The organism is Streptomyces sp. NRRL F-5650, from assembly GCF_000721365.1.
Classification (GTDB): Bacteria; Actinomycetota; Actinomycetes; order Streptomycetales; family Streptomycetaceae; genus Streptomyces; species Streptomyces ardesiacus.
Genome location: NZ_JOGV01000038.1, coordinates 1 through 22,372, shown reverse-complemented (window position 1 = coordinate 22,372; position 22,372 = coordinate 1). Strand labels below are relative to the sequence as shown.

16 protein-coding genes and 1 pseudogene are annotated in these 22,372 nt (G+C 71.2%); 8 read left to right on the top strand and 9 right to left on the bottom strand.

From position 1 onward, the window contains the following. Nucleotides 1-5: 5 nt before the first annotated feature. Nucleotides 6-578, bottom strand: a complete 573-nt coding sequence (locus tag IG88_RS0128080) for a GtrA family protein (RefSeq protein ID WP_037836872.1) — start codon at nucleotides 576-578, stop codon at nucleotides 6-8. A 165-nt stretch (nucleotides 579-743) separates the two neighbouring features. Between IG88_RS0128080 and IG88_RS0128075 the strand changes: the two genes are divergently transcribed. The 4 genes from IG88_RS0128075 (at nucleotide 744) to IG88_RS0128060 (ending at nucleotide 4,908) form a co-directional block, all read left to right on the top strand. After that, the gene (locus IG88_RS0128075; RefSeq protein ID WP_199807512.1) at nucleotides 744-1,883 is read left to right on the top strand and encodes a 5-(carboxyamino)imidazole ribonucleotide synthase; all 1,140 of its coding nucleotides are present in this window, start codon (nucleotides 744-746) and stop codon (nucleotides 1,881-1,883) included. Continuing rightward, nucleotides 1,880-2,422 (top strand): 5-(carboxyamino)imidazole ribonucleotide mutase, encoded by a 543-nt coding sequence (gene purE / locus IG88_RS0128070; protein ID WP_031046997.1) that lies wholly within the window; start codon nucleotides 1,880-1,882, stop codon nucleotides 2,420-2,422. Before IG88_RS0128075 ends, purE begins: the two co-directional genes overlap by 4 nt. Nucleotides 2,423-2,478: 56 nt before the next feature. Further along, nucleotides 2,479-3,657, top strand: a complete 1,179-nt coding sequence (locus tag IG88_RS0128065; RefSeq protein ID WP_031046995.1) for a dipeptidase — start codon at nucleotides 2,479-2,481, stop codon at nucleotides 3,655-3,657. Between the two features lie 120 nt (nucleotides 3,658-3,777). Next, complete coding sequence (locus IG88_RS0128060) at nucleotides 3,778-4,908, top strand: dipeptidase (RefSeq protein WP_031046993.1); 1,131 nt, start codon at nucleotides 3,778-3,780, stop codon at nucleotides 4,906-4,908. Nucleotides 4,909-5,045: 137 nt separating this feature from the next. Here the strand turns inward: IG88_RS0128060 and IG88_RS0128055 are convergent, their stop codons facing one another. Beyond that, complete coding sequence (locus IG88_RS0128055; protein WP_031046991.1) at nucleotides 5,046-6,389, bottom strand: UDP-glucose dehydrogenase family protein; 1,344 nt, start codon at nucleotides 6,387-6,389, stop codon at nucleotides 5,046-5,048. A gap of 180 nt (nucleotides 6,390-6,569) precedes the next feature. Between IG88_RS0128055 and IG88_RS0128050 the strand changes: the two genes are divergently transcribed. Together IG88_RS0128050 and IG88_RS0128045 are read left to right on the top strand one after the other, a co-directional pair. Then, complete coding sequence (locus IG88_RS0128050; protein WP_031046989.1) at nucleotides 6,570-7,727, top strand: acyl-CoA dehydrogenase; 1,158 nt, start codon at nucleotides 6,570-6,572, stop codon at nucleotides 7,725-7,727. Between the two features lie 142 nt (nucleotides 7,728-7,869). Then, the gene (locus IG88_RS0128045) at nucleotides 7,870-8,910 is read left to right on the top strand and encodes a vWA domain-containing protein (RefSeq protein WP_031046986.1); all 1,041 of its coding nucleotides are present in this window, start codon (nucleotides 7,870-7,872) and stop codon (nucleotides 8,908-8,910) included. Between the two features lie 33 nt (nucleotides 8,911-8,943). Here IG88_RS0128045 and IG88_RS0128040 read toward each other — a convergent pair whose 3' ends face one another. Next, nucleotides 8,944-9,510, bottom strand: a complete 567-nt coding sequence (locus tag IG88_RS0128040; protein WP_031046983.1) for an acyl-CoA thioesterase — start codon at nucleotides 9,508-9,510, stop codon at nucleotides 8,944-8,946. A 119-nt stretch (nucleotides 9,511-9,629) separates the two neighbouring features. On the opposite strand from IG88_RS0128040, the gene IG88_RS0128035 reads away from it, so the two are divergent. Further along, the gene (locus IG88_RS0128035) at nucleotides 9,630-10,907 is read left to right on the top strand and encodes an LCP family protein (protein ID WP_199807511.1); all 1,278 of its coding nucleotides are present in this window, start codon (nucleotides 9,630-9,632) and stop codon (nucleotides 10,905-10,907) included. A gap of 29 nt (nucleotides 10,908-10,936) precedes the next feature. On the opposite strand, the gene IG88_RS0128030 is transcribed toward IG88_RS0128035, so the two are convergent. Then, the gene (locus IG88_RS0128030) at nucleotides 10,937-12,313 is read right to left on the bottom strand and encodes an LCP family protein (RefSeq protein ID WP_031046975.1); all 1,377 of its coding nucleotides are present in this window, start codon (nucleotides 12,311-12,313) and stop codon (nucleotides 10,937-10,939) included. Between the two features lie 285 nt (nucleotides 12,314-12,598). Here IG88_RS0128030 and IG88_RS0128025 point away from each other — a divergent pair, with 285 nt between their 5' ends. Next, nucleotides 12,599-13,654: a glycosyltransferase family 2 protein gene (locus IG88_RS0128025; protein ID WP_031046972.1), complete on the top strand. Its 1,056-nt coding sequence runs from the start codon at nucleotides 12,599-12,601 to the stop codon at nucleotides 13,652-13,654. Between the two features lie 6 nt (nucleotides 13,655-13,660). Here IG88_RS0128025 and IG88_RS0128020 read toward each other — a convergent pair whose 3' ends face one another. From IG88_RS0128020 to IG88_RS0128000, 5 genes and pseudogenes are all read right to left on the bottom strand, one after another. Then, on the bottom strand, nucleotides 13,661-15,121 hold the full coding sequence (locus IG88_RS0128020; RefSeq protein WP_234332336.1) for an LCP family protein: 1,461 nt from the start codon (nucleotides 15,119-15,121) through the stop codon (nucleotides 13,661-13,663). Continuing rightward, the gene (locus IG88_RS0128015) at nucleotides 15,031-16,629 is read right to left on the bottom strand and encodes an LCP family protein (protein ID WP_234332335.1); all 1,599 of its coding nucleotides are present in this window, start codon (nucleotides 16,627-16,629) and stop codon (nucleotides 15,031-15,033) included. The genes IG88_RS0128020 and IG88_RS0128015 overlap by 91 nt, the downstream gene beginning before the upstream one ends. A gap of 208 nt (nucleotides 16,630-16,837) precedes the next feature. Then, on the bottom strand, nucleotides 16,838-18,559 hold the full coding sequence (locus tag IG88_RS0128010) for an LCP family protein (RefSeq protein ID WP_031046966.1): 1,722 nt from the start codon (nucleotides 18,557-18,559) through the stop codon (nucleotides 16,838-16,840). 148 nt (nucleotides 18,560-18,707) lie between these two features. Continuing rightward, nucleotides 18,708-20,085: pseudogene (locus tag IG88_RS39180) on the bottom strand (LCP family protein); the annotation flags it as partial. 267 nt (nucleotides 20,086-20,352) lie between these two features. Then, nucleotides 20,353-21,525 (bottom strand): LCP family protein, encoded by a 1,173-nt coding sequence (locus IG88_RS0128000; protein WP_031046962.1) that lies wholly within the window; start codon nucleotides 21,523-21,525, stop codon nucleotides 20,353-20,355. Nucleotides 21,526-22,372 lie beyond the last annotated feature (847 nt).

Below are 22,372 nucleotides of genomic sequence, written 5' to 3'. Positions count from 1 at the left end.
GCCGGTCAGCGGCGGCCCGCGGGGGCGCCGTCCGGGTGGGGGAGCGCGGCCGGGGCCTCGTGCTCCAGGAAGGTCTCCGCCCGCGTCACCGGCTCACGGGCGGGCAGCGCGCGGAACACCCAGCTCCGGTACGACCAGAAGCGGAAGAGCGTGCCCAGGCCGATGCCGAGGAACTTGAAGATGTTGCTCTGCAGCGGGCTGTCCCAGCCGAACCCGTACGTCGCCGTGTAGAGCACGCCGTTCTCGATCACCAGCCCGACCGCGCTGAACAGCAGGAACAGTGACATCTCGCGGGTCTGGCCGCTCTTGTCGCGGTCGCGGTAGGTGAAGTACCGGAAGCCCACGTAGTTGAAGACGATCGCCACGATCGTGGCGACGATGCTGGCGCGCACCACCTGGAGGTCGGTCGTGTGGCGCACGAAGTTGAAGACGAGGAGGTTGACCAGCACCCCCGCGCCGCCCACCGCGCCGAACTTCGCGACCTCGGCGAGGAACCGGCCGATCCTCCCCCGCACTCCGTCGCGCGGAGCGCGGGGCGTGGCGGGAGCAGTCTGAGCACCCGAGGAACCATGTCCCATGGTCGTGCAGGCCCCCGTCCGTCGGTTGGCGTCAATCCGCTCATGCTAACCACCCGCACCCGCGATCTTCCTGCGGACGGACCCACGACGGCCGCGACGGGGGCGGGGAACGGCGGGAAACGGCCGGTAAACAGGTGGGCTCCGCACGGCCGATACGCTAGGGGTGTGACGTTCCCGGTAGTCGGTATGGTCGGCGGTGGCCAGCTCGCTCGTATGACACACGAGGCGGGCATCCCGCTCGGCATCAGGTTCAAGCTTCTCAGTGACACTCCTCAGGACTCTGCGGCGCAGGTCGTGAACGAAGTCGTCGTCGGCGACTATCGCGATCTGGACACGTTGCGGGAGTTCGCGCGCGGTTGTGACGTGATCACTTTCGATCACGAACACGTGCCGACCGAGCACCTCAAGGCCCTGGAGGCGGACGGCATCCCCGTGCGCCCCGGCCCCGAGGCGCTCGTGCACGCCCAGGACAAGGGCGTGATGCGGGCGAAACTCGTCGCGATCGGAGTGCCCTGCCCGCGGCACCGGATCGTGAGCGATCCGGCCGACGTGGCCGCCTTCGCGGCGGAGGGCGACGGGTTCCCCGTGGTCCTCAAGACGGTCCGCGGCGGGTACGACGGCAAGGGCGTATGGGTCGTGGACAGCGCGGAGGAGGCGGCCGAGCCCTTCCGCGCGGGGGTGCCCGTGCTGGCGGAGGAGAAGGTCGACTTCGTCCGCGAGCTGGCCGCCAACGTCGTCCGCTCCCCGCACGGCCAGGCGGTGGCCTACCCCGTCGTCGAGTCCCAGCAGGTCAACGGCGTCTGCGACACGGTGATCGCCCCGGCGCCCGGCCTCGACGAGGAGCTGGCCCTGCGCGCCGAGGAGATGGCGCTCGGCATCGCCAAGGAGCTGGGCGTCGTCGGCCACCTCGCCGTCGAGCTGTTCCAGACCCGCGACGGCCGCGTCCTCGTCAACGAACTGGCGATGCGCCCGCACAACTCCGGCCACTGGACCATGGACGGCGCGATCACCTCGCAGTTCGCCAACCACGTCCGCGCGGTCCTCGACCTCCCCCTCGGCGACCCGCGCCCGCGCGCGAAGTGGACCGTGATGGTCAACGTCCTGGGCGGCGACTTCCCGGACATGTACTCCGCGTACCTGCACTGCATGGCCCGCGACCCCCAGCTCAAGATCCACATGTACGGCAAGGACGTGAAGCCCGGCCGCAAGGTGGGCCACGTCAACACCTACGGCGACGACCTCGACGACGTGCTGGAGCGCGCCCGTCACGCTGCCGGCTACCTGAGAGGGACGATCACCGAATGAGCCAGGCCAGCCCGGTGAGCCCGGTCGTAGGCATCGTCATGGGGTCGGACTCCGACTGGCCCGTCATGGAGGCCGCCGCCAAGGCGCTCGACGAGTTCGAGATCCCCTACGAGGTCGACGTCGTCTCCGCGCACCGCATGCCGCACGAGATGATCGCGTACGGCGAGCAGGCCGCCGGACGCGGACTGAAGGCGATCGTCGCCGGGGCCGGGGGCGCCGCCCACCTGCCCGGCATGCTCGCCTCCGTCACCCCGCTGCCGGTCATCGGCGTGCCGGTGCCGCTGAAGTACCTCGACGGCATGGACAGCCTCCTGTCCATCGTGCAGATGCCGGCCGGTGTCCCCGTCGCCACCGTCTCCGTCGGCGGCGCCCGCAACGCCGGTCTGCTGGCCGCCCGCATCCTCGCCGCCCACGACGAGGAGCTGCTCGGCCGGATGCGCGAGTTCCAGCAGGAGCTGAACGACCAGGCCACCGAGAAGGGCAAGCGGCTGCGCAACAAGGTCGCGGGCTCGACGGCCGGCTTCGGCTTCGGAAAGTGACCGACGAGAAGTGACCGACGGAAAGTGACCGACGAGAAGTGACGGAAGGGACGCGGATGACATCGCTGGAGAGGGCCCGCGAGCTGCTGCGCGAGTTCCCCGTCGTCGACGGGCACAACGACCTGCCCTGGGCACTGCGCGAGCAGGTCCGCTACGACCTCGACGCCCGGGACATCGCCGCCGACCAGTCCGCGTACCTGCACACCGACCTGGCCCGGCTGCGGGCCGGCGGCGTCGGCGCGCAGTACTGGTCGGTGTACGTCCGCTCCGACCTGCCGGACGCGGTCACCGCCACGCTGGAGCAGATCGACTGCGTACGGCAGCTCATCGCCCGCCACCCCGGGGAACTGCGCGCCGCGCTGACCGCCGCCGACATGGAGGCCGCCCGCGCCGAGGGCCGGATCGCCTCCCTGATGGGTGCCGAGGGCGGCCACTCCATCGACAACTCGCTGGCCGCCCTGCGCGCCCTGTACGCGCTGGGCGTCCGCTACATGACGCTCACGCACAACGACAACGTCGCGTGGGCCGACTCGGCGACCGACGAGCCCGGCGTCGGCGGCCTGTCCGCCTTCGGCCGCGAGGTCGTGCGGGAGATGAACCGCGAGGGCATGCTGGTCGACCTCTCGCACGTCGCGGCGACGACGATGCGCGACGCGCTGGACACCTCCACCGCGCCGGTGATCTTCTCGCACTCGTCCTCCCGCGCGGTGTGCGACCACCCCCGCAACATCCCCGACGACGTCCTGGAGCGGCTGCCGGCCAACGGCGGCATGGCGATGGTGACGTTCGTGCCGAAGTTCGTGCTCCAGGCCGCCGTGGACTGGACCGCCGAGGCCGACGAGAACATGCGCGCGCACGGCTTCCACCACCTCGACTCCAGCCCCGAGGCGATGAAGGTGCACGCCGCCTTCGAGGAGCGCGTCCCGCGCCCCGTCGCCACCGTGTCCACGGTCGCCGACCACCTCGACCACATGCGCGAGGTCGCCGGCGTCGACCACCTCGGCATCGGCGGCGACTACGACGGCACCCCCTTCACCCCCGACGGCCTCGACGACGTCGCCGGCTACCCGAACCTCGTCGCCGAACTCCTCGACCGCGGCTGGTCCCGGGCCGACCTGGCCAAGCTCACCTGGAAGAACGCGGTCCGCGTCCTGGACGCCGCCGAGGACGTGGCCCGGAGCCTGCGCCGGACGCGGGGGCCGTCCAACGCCACCATCGAGCAGCTCGACGGCTGAGCCGCCCGCTTCCCGCCGGCGGGTGGGGCGCCGTACCCCCGAACGCCCCACCCGCCAGGAAGCGCCTCCAGCTCCGTGCGACGGTGGCCGTATCGCACGACGACCGTACGGAGCACCGCCATGGCAGATCTCCAGGACGACCTGCACACCGGTACCGAGGCCGGTGGGCTCGACGACCTGCCCGTGCCGCTCGCCGCGGAGGCCATCGCGCCGGAGCCCAGCGCGCCCGTGACCGACCCCGGCGACGAGCCGCTGGCCCGGGCGCTCGCCGTACTGGCCGCCCACCCCGTAGCCGACGGCTGCAACGGGCTGCCCGGCGTGCTCGGCAACCTGCCCTGGTACGACCTGGAGCTGGGCGAGAGCGCCGTCGACACGGACGTGCCGCGGCTGCGGGAGGGGCGTGTCGGGGCGCTGCTGTGGTCGCTGCACCTGCCGGAGTCCGTGGCCGGGGACCGCGCGGTCGGCGCCACGCTGGAGCGACTGGACCTGGTCAAGACCGTCGCCCGGGCCCACCCGGAGGGGCTGCGCCTGGCCAGCGACGCGGGGCAGATCATCGACGCGCGCAACTGCGGCCGGATCGCCGTGCTGCCCGGTCCCGCGGGCGCGGCCGCGATCGGCGACCGCCTGGGCATCCTGCGCTCCCTGCACGCCCTCGGCCTGCGCGCCCTGACGCTGTCCGGGGTCTCCTGGGCGGGCGAGACGGGGCTGACCCGGTTCGGCGAGGAGGTCGTCCGCGAGATGAACCGCCTCGGTGTCCTCGCCGACCTCTCCGGCGCCTGCGCCCAGACCGTCCGCCGTACCTTCGCCGTGTCCAAGGCACCGGCGCTGTTCACCCGCTCCGCGGCCCGCGCCCTGCGCCCGCACCCGGCCAACCTCCCCGACGACCTGCTGGTGGAGCTGGGCGCGGCCGGCGGCCTGTGCATGGTGCCGCTGACCGCCGAGCAGACCGGGCCGACCGTCCGGGACGTCGCCGACCACCTCGACCACGTCCGCGCGGTGGCCGGCCCGCGGAGCGTCGGCCTGTCCGGCACCTACGACACCGGCACCGCCCACCCGCTGGAGCTGGGCGACCCCTCCCGCTACCCCCGGCTCGTCGCCGAACTGTTCCGCCGCGACTGGGACGAGGCCGACGTGGCGCTGCTGACCTGGGGAAACCTCCAGCGCGTCCTGCGCGCCGCGGCCTTCACCGCGAAGGCGGCCCAGCAGCGCCGCGAGCCGTCCACGGCGTCCATCGGCGACCTGGACGGCTGAGCTGCGGCGCCGGGCCAAGGACTCGTAAACACCGCCCGCTTCACCGGCCGCCCGGGCGTGTCCTGCGGCACAATACGGACGGACGCCGGTTCGGCCGACTGAGCCTCGGCCGAACCGGCGTCCCCGTCCGGCCGTCGTCAGGCGGTGGGGCGGCCCATCGCCCGGTAGGTCCAGCCGGCCTTGCGCCACAGCGTCGGGTCGAGCGCGTTGCGGCCGTCCAGGATCACCCGGGCCGCCGCCGCCTCGCCCAGGACCTGCGGGTCCAGCTCGCGGAACTCCCGCCACTCGGTGAGGTGCAGCACGACGTCCGCGCCCCGCACCGCCTCCAGCGCCGAGTCCGCGTAGCCGAGCGTCGGGAAGAGCCGGCGGGCGTTCGCCATGCCCTTGGGGTCGTACACCGTCACCTGGGCGCCCTGGAGGTGGACCTGACCGGCGACGTTCAGGGCGGGGGAGTCCCGCACGTCGTCCGAGTCGGGCTTGAAGGTGGCGCCGAGCACCGCGATCCGCTTGCCGAGGAGCGGGCCGCCGCCCAGCGCCTGCCGGGTCAGCTCCACCATCTGGCCGCGCTGGCGCATGTTGATCGAGTCGATCTCGCGCAGGAAGGTCAGCGCCTGGTCGGCGCCCAGCTCGCCCGCGCGGGCCATGAAGGCGCGGATGTCCTTCGGCAGGCAGCCGCCGCCGAAGCCGATCCCGGCCCGCAGGAACTTCCGGCCGATCCGGTCGTCGTACCCGATGGCCTCCGCCAGCTTGGCGACGTCGCCGTCGGCGGCCTCGCAGACCTCCGCCATCGCGTTGATGAACGAGATCTTGGTGGCGAGGAACGAGTTCGCCGAGGTCTTCACCAGCTCGGCGGTCGGGAAGTCGGTGACGACGAAGGGGGAGCCCTCCGCGACCGGCGTGGCGTACACCTCGCGCAGCAGCTTCTCCGACCGCTCGCTGCGCACGCCGACCACGATCCGGTCCGGGTGCAGCGTGTCCTGGACGGCGAAGCCCTCGCGCAGGAACTCCGGGTTCCAGGCCAGCTCGGCCCGGTGGCCGGCCGGCGCGTGCTCGGCCAGGTAGGCGGCCAGCCGGTCGGCGGAGCCCACCGGCACCGTCGACTTGCCGACGACCAGCGCGGGGCCGGTCAGGTGCGGGGCCAGCGAGGCCAGCGCGGAGTCGACGTAGGACATGTCGCAGGCGTACTCGCCGTGCTTCTGCGGGGTGTTCACGCACAGGAAGTGCACGTCGCCGAAGGCGGCGACCTCGGCGAAGTCGGTGGTGAAGCGCAGCCGCCCGCTGGAGCCCTCGATCCCCGCGACGTGCTTGCGCAGCAGCTCCTCCAGCCCCGGCTCGTACATCGGGACCTCGCCCCGCTGGAGCATCGCGATCTTCTCGGGCACCACGTCCAGACCCAGCACCTCGAAACCGAGTTCGGCCATGGCCGCCGCGTGCGTCGCGCCGAGATAACCGGTACCGATCACGGTGATCTTCAGGGCCATGGGTGCTCCAGGGGTGTACGGCGTGGGTGCGCGCCCGAGCATATCGGGGGCGCGGGAAGAACCCTTCGGTCGGCTGTCGTCAAGCTCACCTATCCACGAACGCGGGCGGGCTCTAAAATTTGGGTTACTTAACGGTAGTTAGCGTGCCCAGCATCACAGCGTTTTGGAGCGTGAGACACCTTGGCCGGATCGGCTGACTTCGACCTGTACCGCCCGTCGGAGGAGCACGACATGCTCCGCGACGCCGTCCGCTCGCTGGCCGAGGCGAAGATCGCGCCGCACGCCGCCGCGGTCGACGAGGAGGCCCGCTTCCCGCGGGAGGCGCTGGACGCCCTGACCGCGAACGACCTGCACGCGGTGCACGTCCCCGAGGAGTACGGCGGCGCGGGCGCCGACGCGCTCGCCACGGTCATCGTGATCGAGGAGGTGGCCCGCGTCTGCGCGTCGTCCTCCCTCATCCCGGCCGTGAACAAGCTCGGCTCGCTCCCCGTGATCCTTTCCGGCTCCGAGGAACTGAAGAAGAAGTACATGGCCCCGCTCGCCAAGGGCGAGGGCATGTTCTCCTACTGCCTCTCCGAGCCCGACGCGGGCTCCGACGCGGCCGGCATGAAGACCAAGGCCGTCCGCGACGGCGACTTCTGGGTGCTCAACGGCGTCAAGCGCTGGATCACCAACGCGGGCGAGTCGGAGTTCTACACGGTGATGGCCGTCACCGACCCCACCAAGCGCTCCAAGGGCATCTCCGCCTTCGTCGTCGAGAAGTCCGACGAGGGCGTCTCCTTCGGCGCCCCGGAGAAGAAGCTCGGCATCAAGGGCTCCCCGACCCGCGAGGTCTACCTCGACAACGTCCGCATCCCCGCCGACCGCATGATCGGCGCGGAGGGCACCGGCTTCGCCACGGCGATGAAGACGCTGGACCACACCCGCATCACCATCGCCGCCCAGGCCCTCGGCATCGCCCAGGGCGCCCTCGACTACGCCAAGGGCTACGTCCGGGAGCGCAAGCAGTTCGGCAAGCCGATCGCCGACTTCCAGGGCATCCAGTTCATGCTCGCCGACATGGCCATGAAGATCGAGGCCGCCCGCCAGCTCACCTACGCCGCGGCCGCCAAGTCCGAGCGCGGCGACGGCGACCTCACCTTCCAGGGCGCCGCCGCCAAGTGCTTCGCCTCCGACGTGGCCATGGAGGTCACCACGGACGCCGTCCAGCTCCTCGGCGGCTACGGCTACACCCGCGACTACCCGGTGGAGCGCATGATGCGCGACGCCAAGATCACCCAGATTTATGAGGGTACGAACCAAGTCCAGCGGATCGTGATGGCGCGCAACCTGCCGTAGCGGCGGGGGAGTCGTACGGCGAGGGGCGTCCGCGGGCCGGGCGCCCCTCGCTCGTCGTGACCCGTTGTCAGTGGCGGGTGAGACGGTGGATCCATCGAGTCGGGAAGCCGGTGAACGGCCATCGGTAAGAGGGGGAGCCGCCATGTCCACAAGCCAGAACTACATCAACCACGTCGCTCTCGTGCTGGACGCCAGTTCGTCCATGCGCCGCCTGAGCCACAAGGTGGTCGAGGTCGCCGACCAGCAGATCGCCTACCTGGCCCGCCGCTCGCAGGAGCTGGACCAGGAGACCCGCGTCACGGTGTACGTCTTCGCCGACCAGGTGGAGTGCGTCATCTACGACAAGGACGTGCTGCGGATGCCCTCGCTGAAGGAGATGTACCGGGTCGGCGGCATGACGGCGCTGCTGGCGGCCACGCTCAAGTCGCAGCACGAGCTGGCGCAGACCGCCCAGCTCTACGGCGACCACAGCTTCCTCACCTTCGTCCTCACCGACGGGCAGGAGAACGTGAGCCACCGCTGCCCGGACGCCCCCGCCCGTGACCCGCGGGCCCTGGTCCGGGCCGTGTCCTCGATGATCGAGACGCAGGAGGACAACTGGACGCTGGCCGTCCTCGTCCCCGACCAGATGGGCAAGCGCGAGGCCATGCAGTACGGCTTCCCGAAGGACAACATCGCGATCTGGGACGCCACGAGCACCCAGGGCCTGGAGGAGGCCGGACAGGTCATCCAGGAGGCCACCGAGAAGTTCATGGTGGGACGCACCAGGGGCATCCGGGGCTCGCGGACCGTGTTCTCCACCGGCGCGGACACGGTCAACAAGGACACCGTCAGGGCGGCCGGCCTCACCCCGGTGGACACCTCGAAGTACCGGCTCATCGACGTGCCCCGCGACGTGGCGATCCGGGAGTGGGTCGTCGAGAGCGGGCACACCTACCGCACCGGCGGCGCCTTCTACCAGCTCAGCAAGTCGGAGAAGGTCCAGCCGAAGAAGCAGATATCGGTGCTGGAGAAGAAGACGGACCGGGTGTACACCGGGCCCGAGGCCCGGGCCCTGCTCGGTCTGCCGGACGTCGAGGTCCGCATCAAACCGGACCACAACGACGAGTTCACGATCTTCGTGCAGAGCACCAGCGTGAACCGCAAGCTCGTGCCGAACACACGGCTGCTGCTGATGCTCTGACCGGCGCCCCGGCCGGCCGGTCGTCCCGGCCGGTCAGTCCTCGAAGCCCTCCGCCGCCCGCTGCTCGCGCAGCTCCATGATCGCGCGGCGGCGGGCCAGGCGGTGGGTGCGGCGGATCTGGGCCTCCTGGTAGCGGCGCCTGTCCTTCTCGGTCTCGGGCAGCACCGGCGGGACCGTGCGGGGCTTGCCGTCCGCGTCGACCGCGGCGAAGACCAGGTAGGCCGACCCGACCTGGGTGGCCGGGGTGGACTCGTTCCAGCGCTCGGCCATGACCCGGACGCCCACCTCCATGGAGCTGCGGCCGGTCCAGTTGACCTGGGCCTTCACATGGACGAGGTCGCCGACGCGGACGGGTTCCAGGAACGCCATCTCGTCCATGGACGCGGTGACGGCGGGTCCGCCGGAGTGCCGTCCGGCCACGGCGCCCGCGGCGTCGTCGACGAGCTTCATGATCACGCCGCCGTGCACGGTGCCCAGAAGGTTGGTGTCGCCGTGCGTCATGATGTGGCTGAGGGTGGTGCGGGAGGCCGAGGTCGGCTTGCCCGGGATCTCCGGGGGCGCCGGGTGTGCGGCCGAGGCCTGTTGTGCCTGGTCTGTCATGCCGTCCACCTTATGCCGGGGTCACACGGACGTGGTTTTGTGTCGGGTTCGCAACAGCGCTGCCCTGATTTCCCGACATACCTTGTACCGCCCACAGGGCAGCCCGGCACACTGGGCGCATGAATGATTGGCCCGAGGGATGGTCCGGTGACAACCGCGGCGGCGGATACGGGCGCGGCAGCGCGAGCGCACGGCCCGAGAGCGCACGCGTGATGCGTCAGGTCCGCCGCGGTGCGACGCCGCCCGGCCCGGGCCCGTCGGCCCCGCCGTACGGCGCCGGGGTGCCCCAGCAGCCGTCGTACACCGACGGCCAGGGGTACGGCGGCGACGGCTACGACAGCGGCTACAACACCGGCCAGGTCTACGGGGGCAGCGGCGCCGGCCACGGCCCCGGCGGCCGGGCGCAGGGCAGGCCCGCGCCGAACTGGCGCCGCCGGATCAAGTGGACCGCGATCACGGTGGTGACCGTGTTGGTCGTCACCACCGTCAGCACCTACTTCTGGGCCGACTCCAAGCTCAACCGCGAGGTCGACCTGTCCAAGGTCATCGACCGGCCCGAGGCCGGCGAGGGCACGAACTACCTGATCGTCGGGTCGGACAGCCGCGAGGGCATGTCCAAGGACGAGATGAAGGACCTGCACACCGGCTACGCCGAGGGCAAGCGCACCGACTCGATGATGATCCTGCACACCGGGGACAGCGGGTCGACGCTGATCTCCCTGCCCCGCGACTCGGACGTGGAGATCCCGAGCTTCGTCGGCTCCGAGTCCGGCAAGAAGTACGCGGCCACCGGCCGGCGTACGAAGCTGAACGCCGCCTACGCCGAGGACGGCCCCGAACTGCTGGTGCGCACCGTCGAGTACAACACCGGTCTGCGCCTGGACCACTACGTCGAGATCGGCTTCGGCGGCTTCGCGAACATCGTGGACGCGGTCGGCGGCGTCGAGATCGACATCCCGCAGGACATCAAGGACAAGAAGTCCGGCGCCGACCTCAAGAAGGGCAAGCAGACCCTCAACGGCCAGGAGGCCCTCGCCTTCGTCCGCACCCGGTACGCGCTGGCCGGCTCCGACCTGGACCGCACCAAGAACCAGCAGAAGTTCCTGTCCGCGCTGGCGAGCCAGGTGGCCACCCCGTCGACGGTCCTCAACCCGTTCAAGCTGTACCCGACCATGGGGGCCGGCCTGGACTCCCTCATCGTAGACAAGGACATGGGCCTGTTCGACCTGGCGAGCATGTTCTGGGCGATGAAGAGCGTCAGCGGCGGCGACGGCACCTCGATGAACATGCCGATCTCCGGCAGCGTCGGCGGCAACCTCAAGTGGGACGACGCCAAGGTGAAGAAGCTCGTGCAGGAGCTGAAGAACGACGAGAAGGTCACCGTCTCCGGCAACTGAGCGGGGGCGCGGCGGCGGACCGGCGCGCCTCACTCCTTGCCGCAGACCACCTCGTCGCCCCGCACCACCGTGCCCGACTCCTGCGGCGGGTCGGCCGGGCGTACCTTGACGACCTTCTCGAAGTCGGCCCCGGCGATCACCTTCAGCGTCGCCCCCTGCCCCTCGACGGGCTTCAGCTCGCTGCCGGGCAGGGCGGCGGCCAGCGACTTCGCCGACTGGTCCCAGCGGGGGTCGTAGGCGACCACGGTCCGCCCGGCCGCGGGGCCGGTGGCGTTGCGCGGCGCCTTGGTGGTGCGGAAGCCGGTTGCGGCCAGCGCGTCGTCCACCCGTTTGCCGAGGCCCGGTGTGCGGGTGCCGTTCTCCACCTGGACGCGGATCTGCTGCGGGTCCACCGGGACCCGTACCGGTGCCGGGCCCTTCGGCTTCGGTTTCGGCGCGGACAGCGGCTCGTCCTCGCGCAGGGCGTCGAAGATCCGCTTCGACTTCACGGGGTCCCACTTCAGGGTCGATCCGACGCCCTTGACGGCGTATCCCATCTGTCCGATCGGCACGGTGGTGAACTCGGACGACGACGGCGAGAAGTTCCGCATCGCCCGCCCCAGCGTCAGCAGCTCGTCGGTGCCGAAGCCCTGGTCGGCGCGGACCGAGCCCAGCACGGCCCGGGTGACGTCACGGAACTTCAGGGGGTTCAGCAGGATGCCCGAGGAGGTCGCCCGGTCGATCAGGGCGGCCAGGAAGCGCTGCTGGCGTTTCATCCGGCTCAGGTCCGAGGCGCCGTCGAGGTGGCGGGAGCGCACGTACTGCAGGGCCTGCCCGCCCATGAGCGTGTGGGTGCCCGGGGCGAGGTCGAGCCCGGTGTAGCTGTCCTTGAGCGGCTGGACGGTGCAGATCTTCACGCCGCCGAGGACGTCGACGGTCTTCATGAAGCTGGTGAAGTCGACCTCCAGATAGTGGTCGATCTTCACGTGCGTCATGTGCTCCACGGTGCGGACCGTCAGTTGCGGGCCGCCCTCGGCGTAGGCGGCGTTCAGCTTGAGCGGGTGCCCCTCGTGGTGCTCGCCCGTGGTGCGGTCGGTGTGGCCGGGGGTCTCGGCGTACGAGTCGCGCGGGAGGCTGACCACGCTCGCGCGCTCCCGGTCCGCCGAGATGTGCACGATCATGACGGTGTCGGTGCAGTGGCAGGGCGCGCCGCCCAGCCGGTACGTGCGCCGCTCCTCCTCGGTGATGCTGTCCCGCCCGTCGGTGCCGACCAGCAGGACGTTCATGCCGCCGCCCGCCTTGGGCCGGTTCTTCATGTCCTTGAACGCGTCGACCCGCGAGATGTCGTCGTCCAGGCCGCTGAGTACCGCGTGCCCGATCCCGGCGGACCCGAGGACCACCACCGACAGCGCCGTCACCGCCCGCATGGCCCAGCGCGGCTTCTTCCGCCGTACGGGGGGCCTCGGCGGGCGCCGGGGCGGTCCGGGAGCGCGCTGCGGCCGTGGTCCGCCCCGGCCGGGCGAGGCCGGGACCCGGGACGAGCGGGGCGGCGTGGACAAGGGGGACACCTCCGCGGGGACGGGCCCCTGGGCGTGGAGCGTGAGGCCGGACGTGGGATTCGTCAGCACCGTAGGCCCATACGATCTGCTGACCGGTGCTGTGACCCCCGCGGCGCGCACCCGTGTCCCCCGTTCGCGGTAACGTGAGCACCGATGAACGCCAAGTCCGACGTGCGGCTGCCCGCCGTTTCCGTGATCATGCCCGTCCTCAACGAGGAGCGGCACCTGCGCGGCGCCGTCCGCGCCATCCTCGCCCAGGAGTACGCCGGCGAGATGGAGGTCGTGATCGCCGTCGGTCCCTCCACGGACCGTACGGAAGAGATCGCCGCCGAGCTCGTCGCCGAGGATCCGCGCGTGCACACCGTGCCGAATCCCACCGGCCGCACGCCCGCCGCGCTGAACGCCGCGATCAAGGCCTCCCGCCACCCCGTCGTCGTCCGCGTCGACGGCCACGGCATGCTGTCGCCGAACTACATCTCCACGGCCGTACGGCTCCTGGAGGAGACCGGCGCGCAGAACGTGGGCGGCATCATGCACGCCGAGGGGGAGAACGCCTGGGAGGACGCCGTCGCCGCCGCGATGACGTCGAAGATCGGCGTGGGCAACGCCGCGTTCCACACCGGCGGCCGGGCGGCGCCCGCCGAGACCGTGTACCTCGGTGTCTTCCGCCGCGAGGCGCTGGAGCGGCAGGGCGGGTACAACGAGGAGTTCATCCGCGCCCAGGACTGGGAGCTGAACTTCCGCATCCGCGAGGCCGGCGGCCTGATCTGGTTCTCGCCCGAGCTGAAGGTGTCCTACCGCCCCCGGCCGTCCGTGCGGGCGCTGGCCAAGCAGTACAAGGACTACGGCCGCTGGCGCCACGTCGTCGCCCGCTACCACTCCGGTTCCATCAACCTGCGCTACCTCGCCCCGCCGGCCGCCGTGTGCGCCATCGCGGCCGGTGTCGTGGTGGGCGCCGCGCTGACCCCGTGGGGTTTCGTCGTGCCCGGCGGCTACCTCGCGGCGATCGTGGCCGGTTCGCTGCCCGCAGGCAAGGGGCTCGGGCTGAAGGCGCGGGCGCAGATCCCGGTGGCGCTGGCGACCATGCACATGTCGTGGGGCTGGGGCTTCCTGACCAGTCCGAAGTCGCTGGCCAGGAAGGTCATCGCCTCGCGGCGCCCGGCGGTGCGGCCGGACGCGGACGCCACGGACGCCGCCGGGGCGCGCTGACGCCGCTCAGGACCAGGTGAACCCCGGGTTCACGTGCATGCAGGCGCTGTCGTCGGCGCCGTTGAGGGCCTGGGCCGACTCGGGGGTGCTGTCGTCGCTCCCGGGCTCCCGGTAGGCCGTGCCCTCGCGCCAGTCGGCGCCCACGACGAGCGTGACGCCGGAGACGTCCGTCGACCGCTTCACCGAACTCGCCGGGATGCCCAGGGACTTGGCGACGCGCCGTGCGTCGCCCTCCAGGTCGGCGCTCGGGTAGCGGATCACCGTGCGGTCCTCGCTGGGCAGCACCGAGGGGTCCGCGACGGCCTTCGTGAAGCCCCGCTCCACCAGGAGCCCGGCGATCGCGTTCGCGCGCCCGGGGGCGGTGCCCAGCTCGTTGGTGCGGGTGCCGTTGCGGACCTGGACCGCCAGCTCGTCGTCGGGCGCGGCCGGGTCGGCGGGCGGCTCCGGCTCGGCGTCGGGCTTCTCCTTGGCGTCCTTGGTGTCCTTGCCGTCCAGGGCGATGTCCTCGCGCACCAGCCGGAACAACTGCTCGGCGTCCTCGGTCGGTTCGACGCGGGCGCCCACGTACCGGTTGGGCATCGTGGTCATGGTGATGCGCTCGGGCTTCACCGTGCGCAGCTCGTTGCTGAGGTCGTACAGCTTCTTGACGGAGTCCAGGGCCGGGTCGACGGTGAGCGCCTCGGTGGCCTCCTCGGCGAGCCTGCGCAGCCTGTTCGGGCTGCTGAGGGTCGCGTTCTCCCGCAGTACCCGCACCATCGAGTTGAGGTACATGTGCTGCGCCTTGGCCCGCGCGAGGTCGCTGCCGTCCTCGAAGCCGTACCGGGTGCGCAGCCACTGCAGGGCCTGCTCGCCCTTGACGGGGTGGGTGCCCTTCTCCAGCTTCAGGCCGGAACCGTGGCCCTCGCCGTCGCGCGAGTGGATGTTGGCGTCCACGCAGACCGGGACGCCGCCCACGGCGTCGGCCATCGAGACCACGCCCGCGAAGTCGACCATGACGAAGTGGTCGATGTGGATGCCGGTCAGCTCCTGCCAGGTGGCCACCGTGCAGCCCGGACCGCCGTGGCCGAGGCTCTGGTTGGTCATCACCCGGCCCTCGCTGGCCGGGTAGACCGTGCCGTCCTCCGGGTCGGTGCACTTGGGTATCTCCAGCAGGGTGTCGCGCGGCATGCTGACCACCGACATGTTGCTGCGGTCGGCGGACAGGTGCACCAGCATCTGCACGTCCGCCAGCGGCGTGGAGCCGAACGTCTCGCGGGCGCCGCCCAGTTGCTGGTTCTCCTCGCTGTCCCGGGCGTCCGAGCCGATGACGAGAATGTTCAGCGGGGTCTGCCCGGCCGCGTTCGGTGTCGGCGCGGCGACCTTGCTGTCGCCCAGGTTCAGGGCGTCCTGCCGGATGTTGTCGTTGAGGTGCTCGTAGTAGAGGTAACCGGCCCCGGCCGTACCGGCCAGCACCGCGGCGAGCAGCACCGCCGTCCAGCGCAGGGCGCGGCGGCGCCGCCGCGGACGGGCTCCCTCCGTGCCGTCCCCGGTGCCGTCGACGGCCTCGTCGGCGGTCTCGTCGGCGTCCTCCCGGACGTGCTTCTCGCGCTCGGACGCGCGGCGAGGGCGCGGGCCTGGTCGGCCTGGTCGGGGGCGTACTCCAGGGTGGTCCTGGCGATGTCGGCCGGGGCGTTGCCCGCGTTCTCGGACTTGGTGATCCCTGCCTCGTTCTGGAGGTAGGTCAGTTCGCGTCCCGCGCTGCCGGAGGGGGCGCCGCCGTTGAGGATGCGGACGCGGACCTCGGCGGGCTCGGACTTCTCGCCCTCCAGGCGGGCGGCGACGGCCGCGTCCTCCTTCTTCTGCTTCGCCTTCTTCTTCTGCTCGACCTCGGTGAAGGAGATGTCGCTCCTGATCATGTCGAAGACCTGGGGGGCCTTCGCCTCGTTCACGACCACCGTCGCCTTGACCTTCTCGGCCGGGTTGTCGAGCACCGGCACGGTGGTGAACGTGATGTTCTTCGGCGGCACCTTCTTCAGCTCCAGGGCGACGTCCTTGAGCGTGCCCACGTTGCCGATGGCGCTGTCCACGGTGAGGGCCTTGGTCGCGGCCTCGGCGAGCTTCACCAGCTTGGTGGGGCTGGTGAGGGTGTCGCTGGAGGACATCTTCCGCATGAGCGAGCCCAGGAACTGCTGCTGCACCTTGATGCGGTCCAGGTCGCCCTCGTTGCCGAAGGCATGCCGGGTGCGGACGAAGGCGAGGGCCTGCTCGCCCTCGACGGTGGACTCGCCCGCGGGCAGCTTGAGGTGCGACTTCGGGTCGTCCACGGCGTGTTCCACGCACACGTCCACGCCGCCGACCGCCGAGGTCAGCGTCTTGACCGCGTTGAAGTCGGCCATCATGAAGTGGTCCGGCTTGATGCTGAGCGCGGTGGCGTTGGAGCGGTCCTTGGCGACGTGCAGCAGGATGTTGGTGTCCGCGTGCCCGGCGCTGCCCTTGTCGCCGTAGCCCTCGTTGCCCTCACCGGTGCGCTTGTCGGTGCCGATGATGAGTATGTTGAAGGCCTCGTCCTTCTTGAAGCTGCTGCTTCCGGCGGTGCCGACGTCCGTCGTCGAGACGTTGCCCTCGAGGTGCTTGAGGTAGACGTAGCCGCCCACGCCGGCCACGAGGACGACGAAGGCCATGGTGCCGCCGGTCCACAGCAGGACCTTCTTGCCCCGGGACTTCTTCTTCTCCGGCCGGCGTCCGCGGCGGCCGGGCACCGGCTCCTCGGGCGCGGGGCGGCGGCGCCGCTGGGGCGGCACCTCGCGGCCCGGAGCGGCCGTGCGGCGGCTGCCCGCCGTGCCGGGGCCCGCCGTGCGGGGGCCGGGGACGGACGGCTCCGGCGCGGAGGGCGCGGAGGGGGACAGCCGCAGTTCGTATTCACCGGTACGCGGATTCAGCACCCACTGGTCTGCGGGATCCACGTCGTCTGCCCGCCCACGTCCTTGCGCGTCCACGGTCTCCCAATCCTCCGTCGGGGGCCACGCGGCACCTTCCCTTGAAGGCGCACGGTATGAAAAGCCAACTAGTGCACGACGCCAGGGCGGACCTCGCGGCAGGCGGCACTGGAGCGCTCACACTATCCGCCCGGTTCGGCGTCGAACGACACTGGTGTCACGAACGTCACCCCTACAACAGGGCATTCCCTCCTATTTTCGTGAACTCCTACCATCGGTAGGGCTTGTAGACGTCCATGCACTTGCCGGTGTCCGAGCCGTTGATGGCGTCGCTGTTCTCCGGAAGGTCCCCGGCCTCGGGTGTCTTCTGCTTCGGATAGGACGCGCCGTCGCGCCAGTCAGCTCCCACGACGAGAGTGATCCCGGACACGTCCGCGCTCTTGCGCACCGCGTTGGCGGGGATGCCCAGCGCCTCGGCGACCCGCCGTGCGTCGCCCGCCAGCCCGTCGCTCGGGTAGCGCACGACGGTCCGTTCCTCGGAGAGCGCCGCCGAGGTGTCCTTGGCCGCCTTCACGAAGCCCTTGTCCACCAGTGTCCCCGCGACCGCGCCGGCCCGGCCCGGGACCGGACCGAGGGTGGCGGAGCGGGTGGCGTTCTGGACCAGGACGCCGATCTCGGCATCGGCGGCGGGCTCGTCGGAGGGCTCGACGGCGCCGCCCGCCCCGGCGGAACCGTCCCCGGCCGCGCCCTCCCCGTCGCTCTTGGCGGAGCCCTTCCCGTCCCGCTTCCCCTTGTCGTCGAAGGAGACGTCGTCGCGGAGCATCGCCCACATCCTGTCGGCGTCCTCGGCCGGCAGCAGGTGGTTCCTGTCCTGCGGGTCCTCGACGGTGGGGATCGTCGTCATGGTGATGCGGTCCGTGGGCACCGTCTTGAGCTGCATGCCCAGGTCGTACAGCTTCTTGGGGGTGCCGACCTCCTCGGAGACGGTCAGCGACTTCGTCGCGGCCTCGGCGAGGTCCATCAGCCGTCCGGCGTCCGTGAAGACGTTCTGGTCCTTGAGCGTGCGGATCATCGAGTTCATGTACATGTGCTGGGCCCGGGCCCGCAGCGGGTCACTGCCCCAGGCGTGCCGGGTGCGCAGCCACTGCAGCGCCTCCTCGCCCTCGACCTTGTGCGCGCCAGCCGTCATCTTCAGGCCCGAGCCGCCGGGGACGCCGGGCAGCGGGCGGTCCCACACGTTCTGGTTCACGCAGACCTCGACCCCGCCGATCGCGTCCGCCATCGAGACGACGCCCGCGAAGTCGATCGTCAGCCAGTGGTCGATGTAGACGCCGGTGAGGTTCTCCCAGGTGGCCAGGGTGCAGCCGGCGCCGCCGCGGGCCAGCGAGGTGTTGATGATGTCGTTGGTCGCTGGGAACTTCTCCCCGGTGTCGGGGTCCTTGCAGGCGGGGATGTCGACCCGGGTGTCCCGGGGGATGCTCACCACCGAGGCGCTCCTGCGGTCCGCGGACAGGTGGATCAGCATCTGCACGTCGGCCAGCGGCGGGTTGTCGCGGTGGTTCCTGCCGCCGCCGAGGGCCACGTTGGCGGCGGAGGCCCGGCTGTCGGAGCCGAGCAGCAGGATGTTCAGCGGCGTCTGTCCGGCCGCGTTCGGCTCGGCCTTGTGCGCCTTGGAGTCGCCGCTGCTGCGCTCGCCCTTGTCGATGTTGGCGGTCAGGTGCCGGTAGTAGAGGTATCCGGCGCCGGCCGTGCCCAGGACGACCACCGCGAGAGTGGTCGCGGACCACCTCAGCACCCGGTGCCCGCGTCCGGGCCGCCGGCCGGAGCGCCTGCCGTGTCCGCCTCCGCCGCCCCGCGGCCCGCCGGGGTCTCCTTGCCCGGCCGCACCCGTGCCGTCCGCGTCCCGGCCGCCGCGTCCCGACCGGCGGCCGCGGGCGTGCCGGACCGTTTCCGGTCGCGTCGCCTCCCCGCGCACACTGCTCTGCGTCATGTCCCTCTCCCACCCTCGGGCCCGCGAACACGCTGCGGCACGCGACCTGTTCGCACAGTTGGACGTACGAAGCCCGTCGTTGGCTGTACGGAGGACGGTGGATTGTTCACCGAAGGACCGTTCGGCCGACGGACTGTCGTACTGTCACGGCGAGGGCGCGGGCCTGGTCGGCCTGGTCGGGGGCGTACTCCAGGGTGGTCCTGGCGATGTCGGCCGGGGCGTTGCCCGCGTTCTCGGACTTGGTGACCCCGGCCTCGTTCTGGAGGTAGGTCAGTTCGCGCCCCGCGCTGCCGGAGGAGGCGCCGCCGTTGAGGATGCGGACGCGGACCTCGGCGGGCTCGGACTTCTCGCCCTCCAGACGGGCGGCGACGGCCGCGTCCTCCTTCTTCTGCTTCTCCTTCTCCTTCTGCTTGACCTCGGTGAAGGAGACGTCGTTCTTGACCATGTCGAAGACCTGCTGGGCGTCCCCGTCCTTGAGGACGACGGTCACCGGGGTCTTCTCGGCCGGGTTGTCCTTGACCGGCACCGTGGCGAAGGTCAGGTTCTTGATGTTGAGCTTGCCCAGCTCCAGACCGAGGTCCTTCAGCTTGCCGATGTCGTCCAGCTTGGCGTCGACGGTCAGCGCCTTGGTGCCCGCCTCGGCCAGCTTCACCATCTTCGTCGGGCTGGTGAGCGTGTCGTTGGACTTGAGCTTGCGCATCAGCGAACTGAGGAACTGCTGCTGGAGTTCGATACGGCTCAGGTCGCCGCCGAAGCCGACGGAGTGCCGGGTGCGGACGAAGGCGAGCGCGTCCTCGCCCTCGATGGTGTGCTTGCCCGCCGGCAGGTTCAGGTGCGAGTCGGGGTCGTCGATGTCCTTCGCGAGACAGACCTCGACCCCGCCGACCGCCGAGGTCAGCGTCTTGACCGCGTTGAAGTCGGCCACCATGAAGTTGTCGGGCTTGACCCCGGTCAGCTCGGTGACGGTCCCTGAGCGCGGTGGCGTTGGAGCGGTCCTTGGCGACGTGCAGCAGGATGTTGGTGTCCGCGTGCCCGGCGCTGCCCTTGTCGCCGTAGCCCTCGTTGCCCGAACCGGTGCGCTTGTCGGTGCCGATCAGCAGGATGTTGATCGCCTGGTCCTTGCGGAACCCACCGGTGCTCGCGCCGTCGTCGGGGAGGGAGTCGATGTTGTCGTTGAGGTGCTGGAGGTAGAGGTACCCGGCCGCGCCGACGGCGAGGACGACGAACGCCATCGTGCCGCCGGTCCACAGCAGTATCTTCTTGGCCCTCGACTTCTTCTTCGCCGCCTTCTTCGCCGGCCGCCGGCGGTCGCGCCGTCCCGGCGGCGGCTCCTCGGGCGTCGTACGGCGCCTGCGCGGTGCGGGGACCTCGCGCTCCGGGGCGGGGGCGGCCCGGCGGGGGCCGGGGACGGGCGACTGCGGTGCGGAAGAGGGCAGTCGCAGTTCGTAGTCACCGGTGTCCGGATTGAGCACCCACTGGTCTGCGGGGTCGATGCCCTCCGCCTGCCCACGGCCTTGCGCGTCCACGGTTGTCCGAATCCTCCGTCGGGGCCACGCGGCGCCCCTCCCCACCGGGCGCCCGGTCTCGCTCACGTCAGTTCAGTGCGTGGCCAGGGCAGAAGTCCGCGGCCGGGCACACCGGATCGCTCACATTAACCGCCCCGTTGGGCGCAGGGCGACGGCAGTGACGCATTCCACGAACCTTACAACTGGGCAATCCGGCGCATTTCTCGGACAATTGTCCGCTCGCGCATGTCATCTTGCACTCGGAGTTGCCCCTTCTTGGAATGCGCTTTACCCGCAGATGTCCTCGTCGGCGGTGTTCCCGCTGAACGTCGGTGCCGGGGATTCGGGGGTACGGGCTTCCCCGGAATTCCCCGTACCGCCTGCCGGGTCCCGCCGGGCGGCCGTGATCGTCACGGGCTCGTCCGTCCGCAGGCGGGCGAAGAGCTTTCCGGCGTCGGGCTGCACGAGCTGGTCCCGATTGGCGTCGCCCGCGTACGACTCCCGGGGGACGGTCAGGAATTGCACACGCTCGGTGGGAATCGAGCGCAGCCCGCGCACGAGGTCGTACAGGCCGCGCAGGCTCGCCAGCTTCGGGTCCGTCGTGAGCGAGGACGTGGCCGCGTCGAGAACGGGGTACAGCTTCACCGGATTCAGCAGTACGCCGTTGCTCTGCACCTTGTTCACGAGGGCCCCCAGAAAACGCTGCTGCCGGTTCATCCGGTCGGTGTCGCTGCCGTCGCCGAGCGACTTGCGGGCGCGGACGTACCCGAGCGCCTGCTCCCCGTCGAGCGTCACCCGGCCCGCGGGCAGTTTCAGCTCGGCGTCCTTGTCGTCGACCGGTTCGCGCAGGCACACCTCGACGCCGTCGAGCGCGTCGACCATCTCCTTGAAGCCCTCGAAGTCGACGACCACGTGGTGGTCGATCCGGATGCTGGTCAGCTTCTCCGCCGTACGGATCGTGCACGCCGAACCGCCCGCCGCGAAGGCGGAGTTGAACTGCGCGAACGCCGGCTTCGTGAGGGACCCGTCGGGGCGGTGGCAGCCGGGGACGTTCACCATGAGGTCGCGGGGGAGGGAGACGGCGGTGGCGCTGTCCCGGCCGGCGGCCAGGTGGAGCAGGATCGTGGTGTCCGACCGCTCGGTTCCGGAGTCGTGTCCGTAGCGGGAGTTGCCGTTTCCGGACCGCGAGTCCGACCCGATCAGGAGGACGTTCTGCGCGCCGCGCGCCTGGGAGGCCGGCCGCTCCTTCTCGTACCGGGCGAGTTCTGCGGCGGCCGCCTCGTCCGCCGTGATGTTGCCGCTCAGCTTGGCGTACACCGCCCAGCCGACGCCCGCGGCGGCCCCGGCCAGTACGACGACCGCGATCCCGGCGATCCGCAGCCGCCGCCTGCGCCGCCGCCGCTTCAGCCCCCCACCGCTCGCGGACGCCCCGCCCCCCGCCTCCCCGCCGGAGGCCGCCATACCCGCATCACCGCCCACGCCAGCCTCCGTCCACACCCGCGCGCTCCTACGACCATGCCCCGGGGGAGCCCGGGACCCAGCACGGAACTAACCCGAACGTGTCACACGGCCCTCGGCTCGCGTGTGCTTGGCGGTGCTCTCTCGGCCTGCGTGTGCTTGGCGCCGCTTCCTCCAGTTCACGTGCGCTTGCCGCTGCTCCCTCGGCCTGCGTGTGCTTGGCGGTGCTCCCTCCAGCCTGCCTGTGCTTGACGTCGCTCCCTCAAGCCCGCGCGCACCCACACCGCACCCCAGGGCGTGGGGGCTGTGCGCGGCCTCCGGGCTGCGGGTGTGCGCGGTGTCCCATCGGGCTGGGGGTAATCACGGTCCCCTTCAGGCTGCGGCGTTCGTGAGGCCCTCCAGGCTGCGGGCGTCCGCGCTGCGTCCTGTGGGTTGCGGGTGTCCGTGCCGCGTCCTGTGGGTGCGTGTGTGCGTGCCGCGTCCTGTGGGTTGCGTGTGTGCGCGCCGCGTCCTCCGGGTCGAGGATGGTGCGCGTTGCCGCCTCCGGGCCGTGGGTAGTCACGCGGTCCTCTCCAGGCTGCGGGCGTTCGTGAGGCTCCGCAGGCTGCGGGTGTGCGCGTCGCTCCCTCCGGGCTGTGGGAATCGTGCGGTTCCCTCCCCGCTGTGGGCAATCGCGCGGTTCCCTCCGGGCTGCCGGCGTTCGTGACGCCCTCCGGACTGCGGGCATTCGTGCCGCCTGGGGCGGCACGGGTGGGCGCAGGCGGCACCCCGTCAGCGCCGGGCCACGCGTCCCACCCCACCCACGTCGGCACAGACAAGGAGTACAAGTCGGCACGGGCCCGCCCACCCG

What these genes read in the sequence shown, in the direction of transcription:
- IG88_RS0128080 (WP_037836872.1), bottom strand. Translation starts at nt 578, where the DNA reads ATGGGACATGGTTCCTCGGGTGCTCAGACTGCTCCCGCCACGCCCCGC.
- purE (WP_031046997.1), top strand. Translation starts at nt 1,880, where the DNA reads ATGAGCCAGGCCAGCCCGGTGAGCCCGGTCGTAGGCATCGTCATGGGG.
- IG88_RS0128065 (WP_031046995.1), top strand. Translation starts at nt 2,479, where the DNA reads ATGACATCGCTGGAGAGGGCCCGCGAGCTGCTGCGCGAGTTCCCCGTC.
- IG88_RS0128060 (WP_031046993.1), top strand. Translation starts at nt 3,778, where the DNA reads ATGGCAGATCTCCAGGACGACCTGCACACCGGTACCGAGGCCGGTGGG.
- IG88_RS0128055 (WP_031046991.1), bottom strand. Translation starts at nt 6,389, where the DNA reads ATGGCCCTGAAGATCACCGTGATCGGTACCGGTTATCTCGGCGCGACG.
- IG88_RS0128045 (WP_031046986.1), top strand. Translation starts at nt 7,870, where the DNA reads ATGTCCACAAGCCAGAACTACATCAACCACGTCGCTCTCGTGCTGGAC.
- IG88_RS0128040 (WP_031046983.1), bottom strand. Translation starts at nt 9,510, where the DNA reads ATGACAGACCAGGCACAACAGGCCTCGGCCGCACACCCGGCGCCCCCG.
- IG88_RS0128035 (WP_199807511.1), top strand. Translation starts at nt 9,630, where the DNA reads ATGAATGATTGGCCCGAGGGATGGTCCGGTGACAACCGCGGCGGCGGA.
- IG88_RS0128030 (WP_031046975.1), bottom strand. Translation starts at nt 12,313, where the DNA reads ATGCGGGCGGTGACGGCGCTGTCGGTGGTGGTCCTCGGGTCCGCCGGG.
- IG88_RS0128025 (WP_031046972.1), top strand. Translation starts at nt 12,599, where the DNA reads ATGAACGCCAAGTCCGACGTGCGGCTGCCCGCCGTTTCCGTGATCATG.
- IG88_RS0128010 (WP_031046966.1), bottom strand. Translation starts at nt 18,559, where the DNA reads ATGACGCAGAGCAGTGTGCGCGGGGAGGCGACGCGACCGGAAACGGTC.
- IG88_RS0128000 (WP_031046962.1), bottom strand. Translation starts at nt 21,525, where the DNA reads ATGGCGGCCTCCGGCGGGGAGGCGGGGGGCGGGGCGTCCGCGAGCGGT.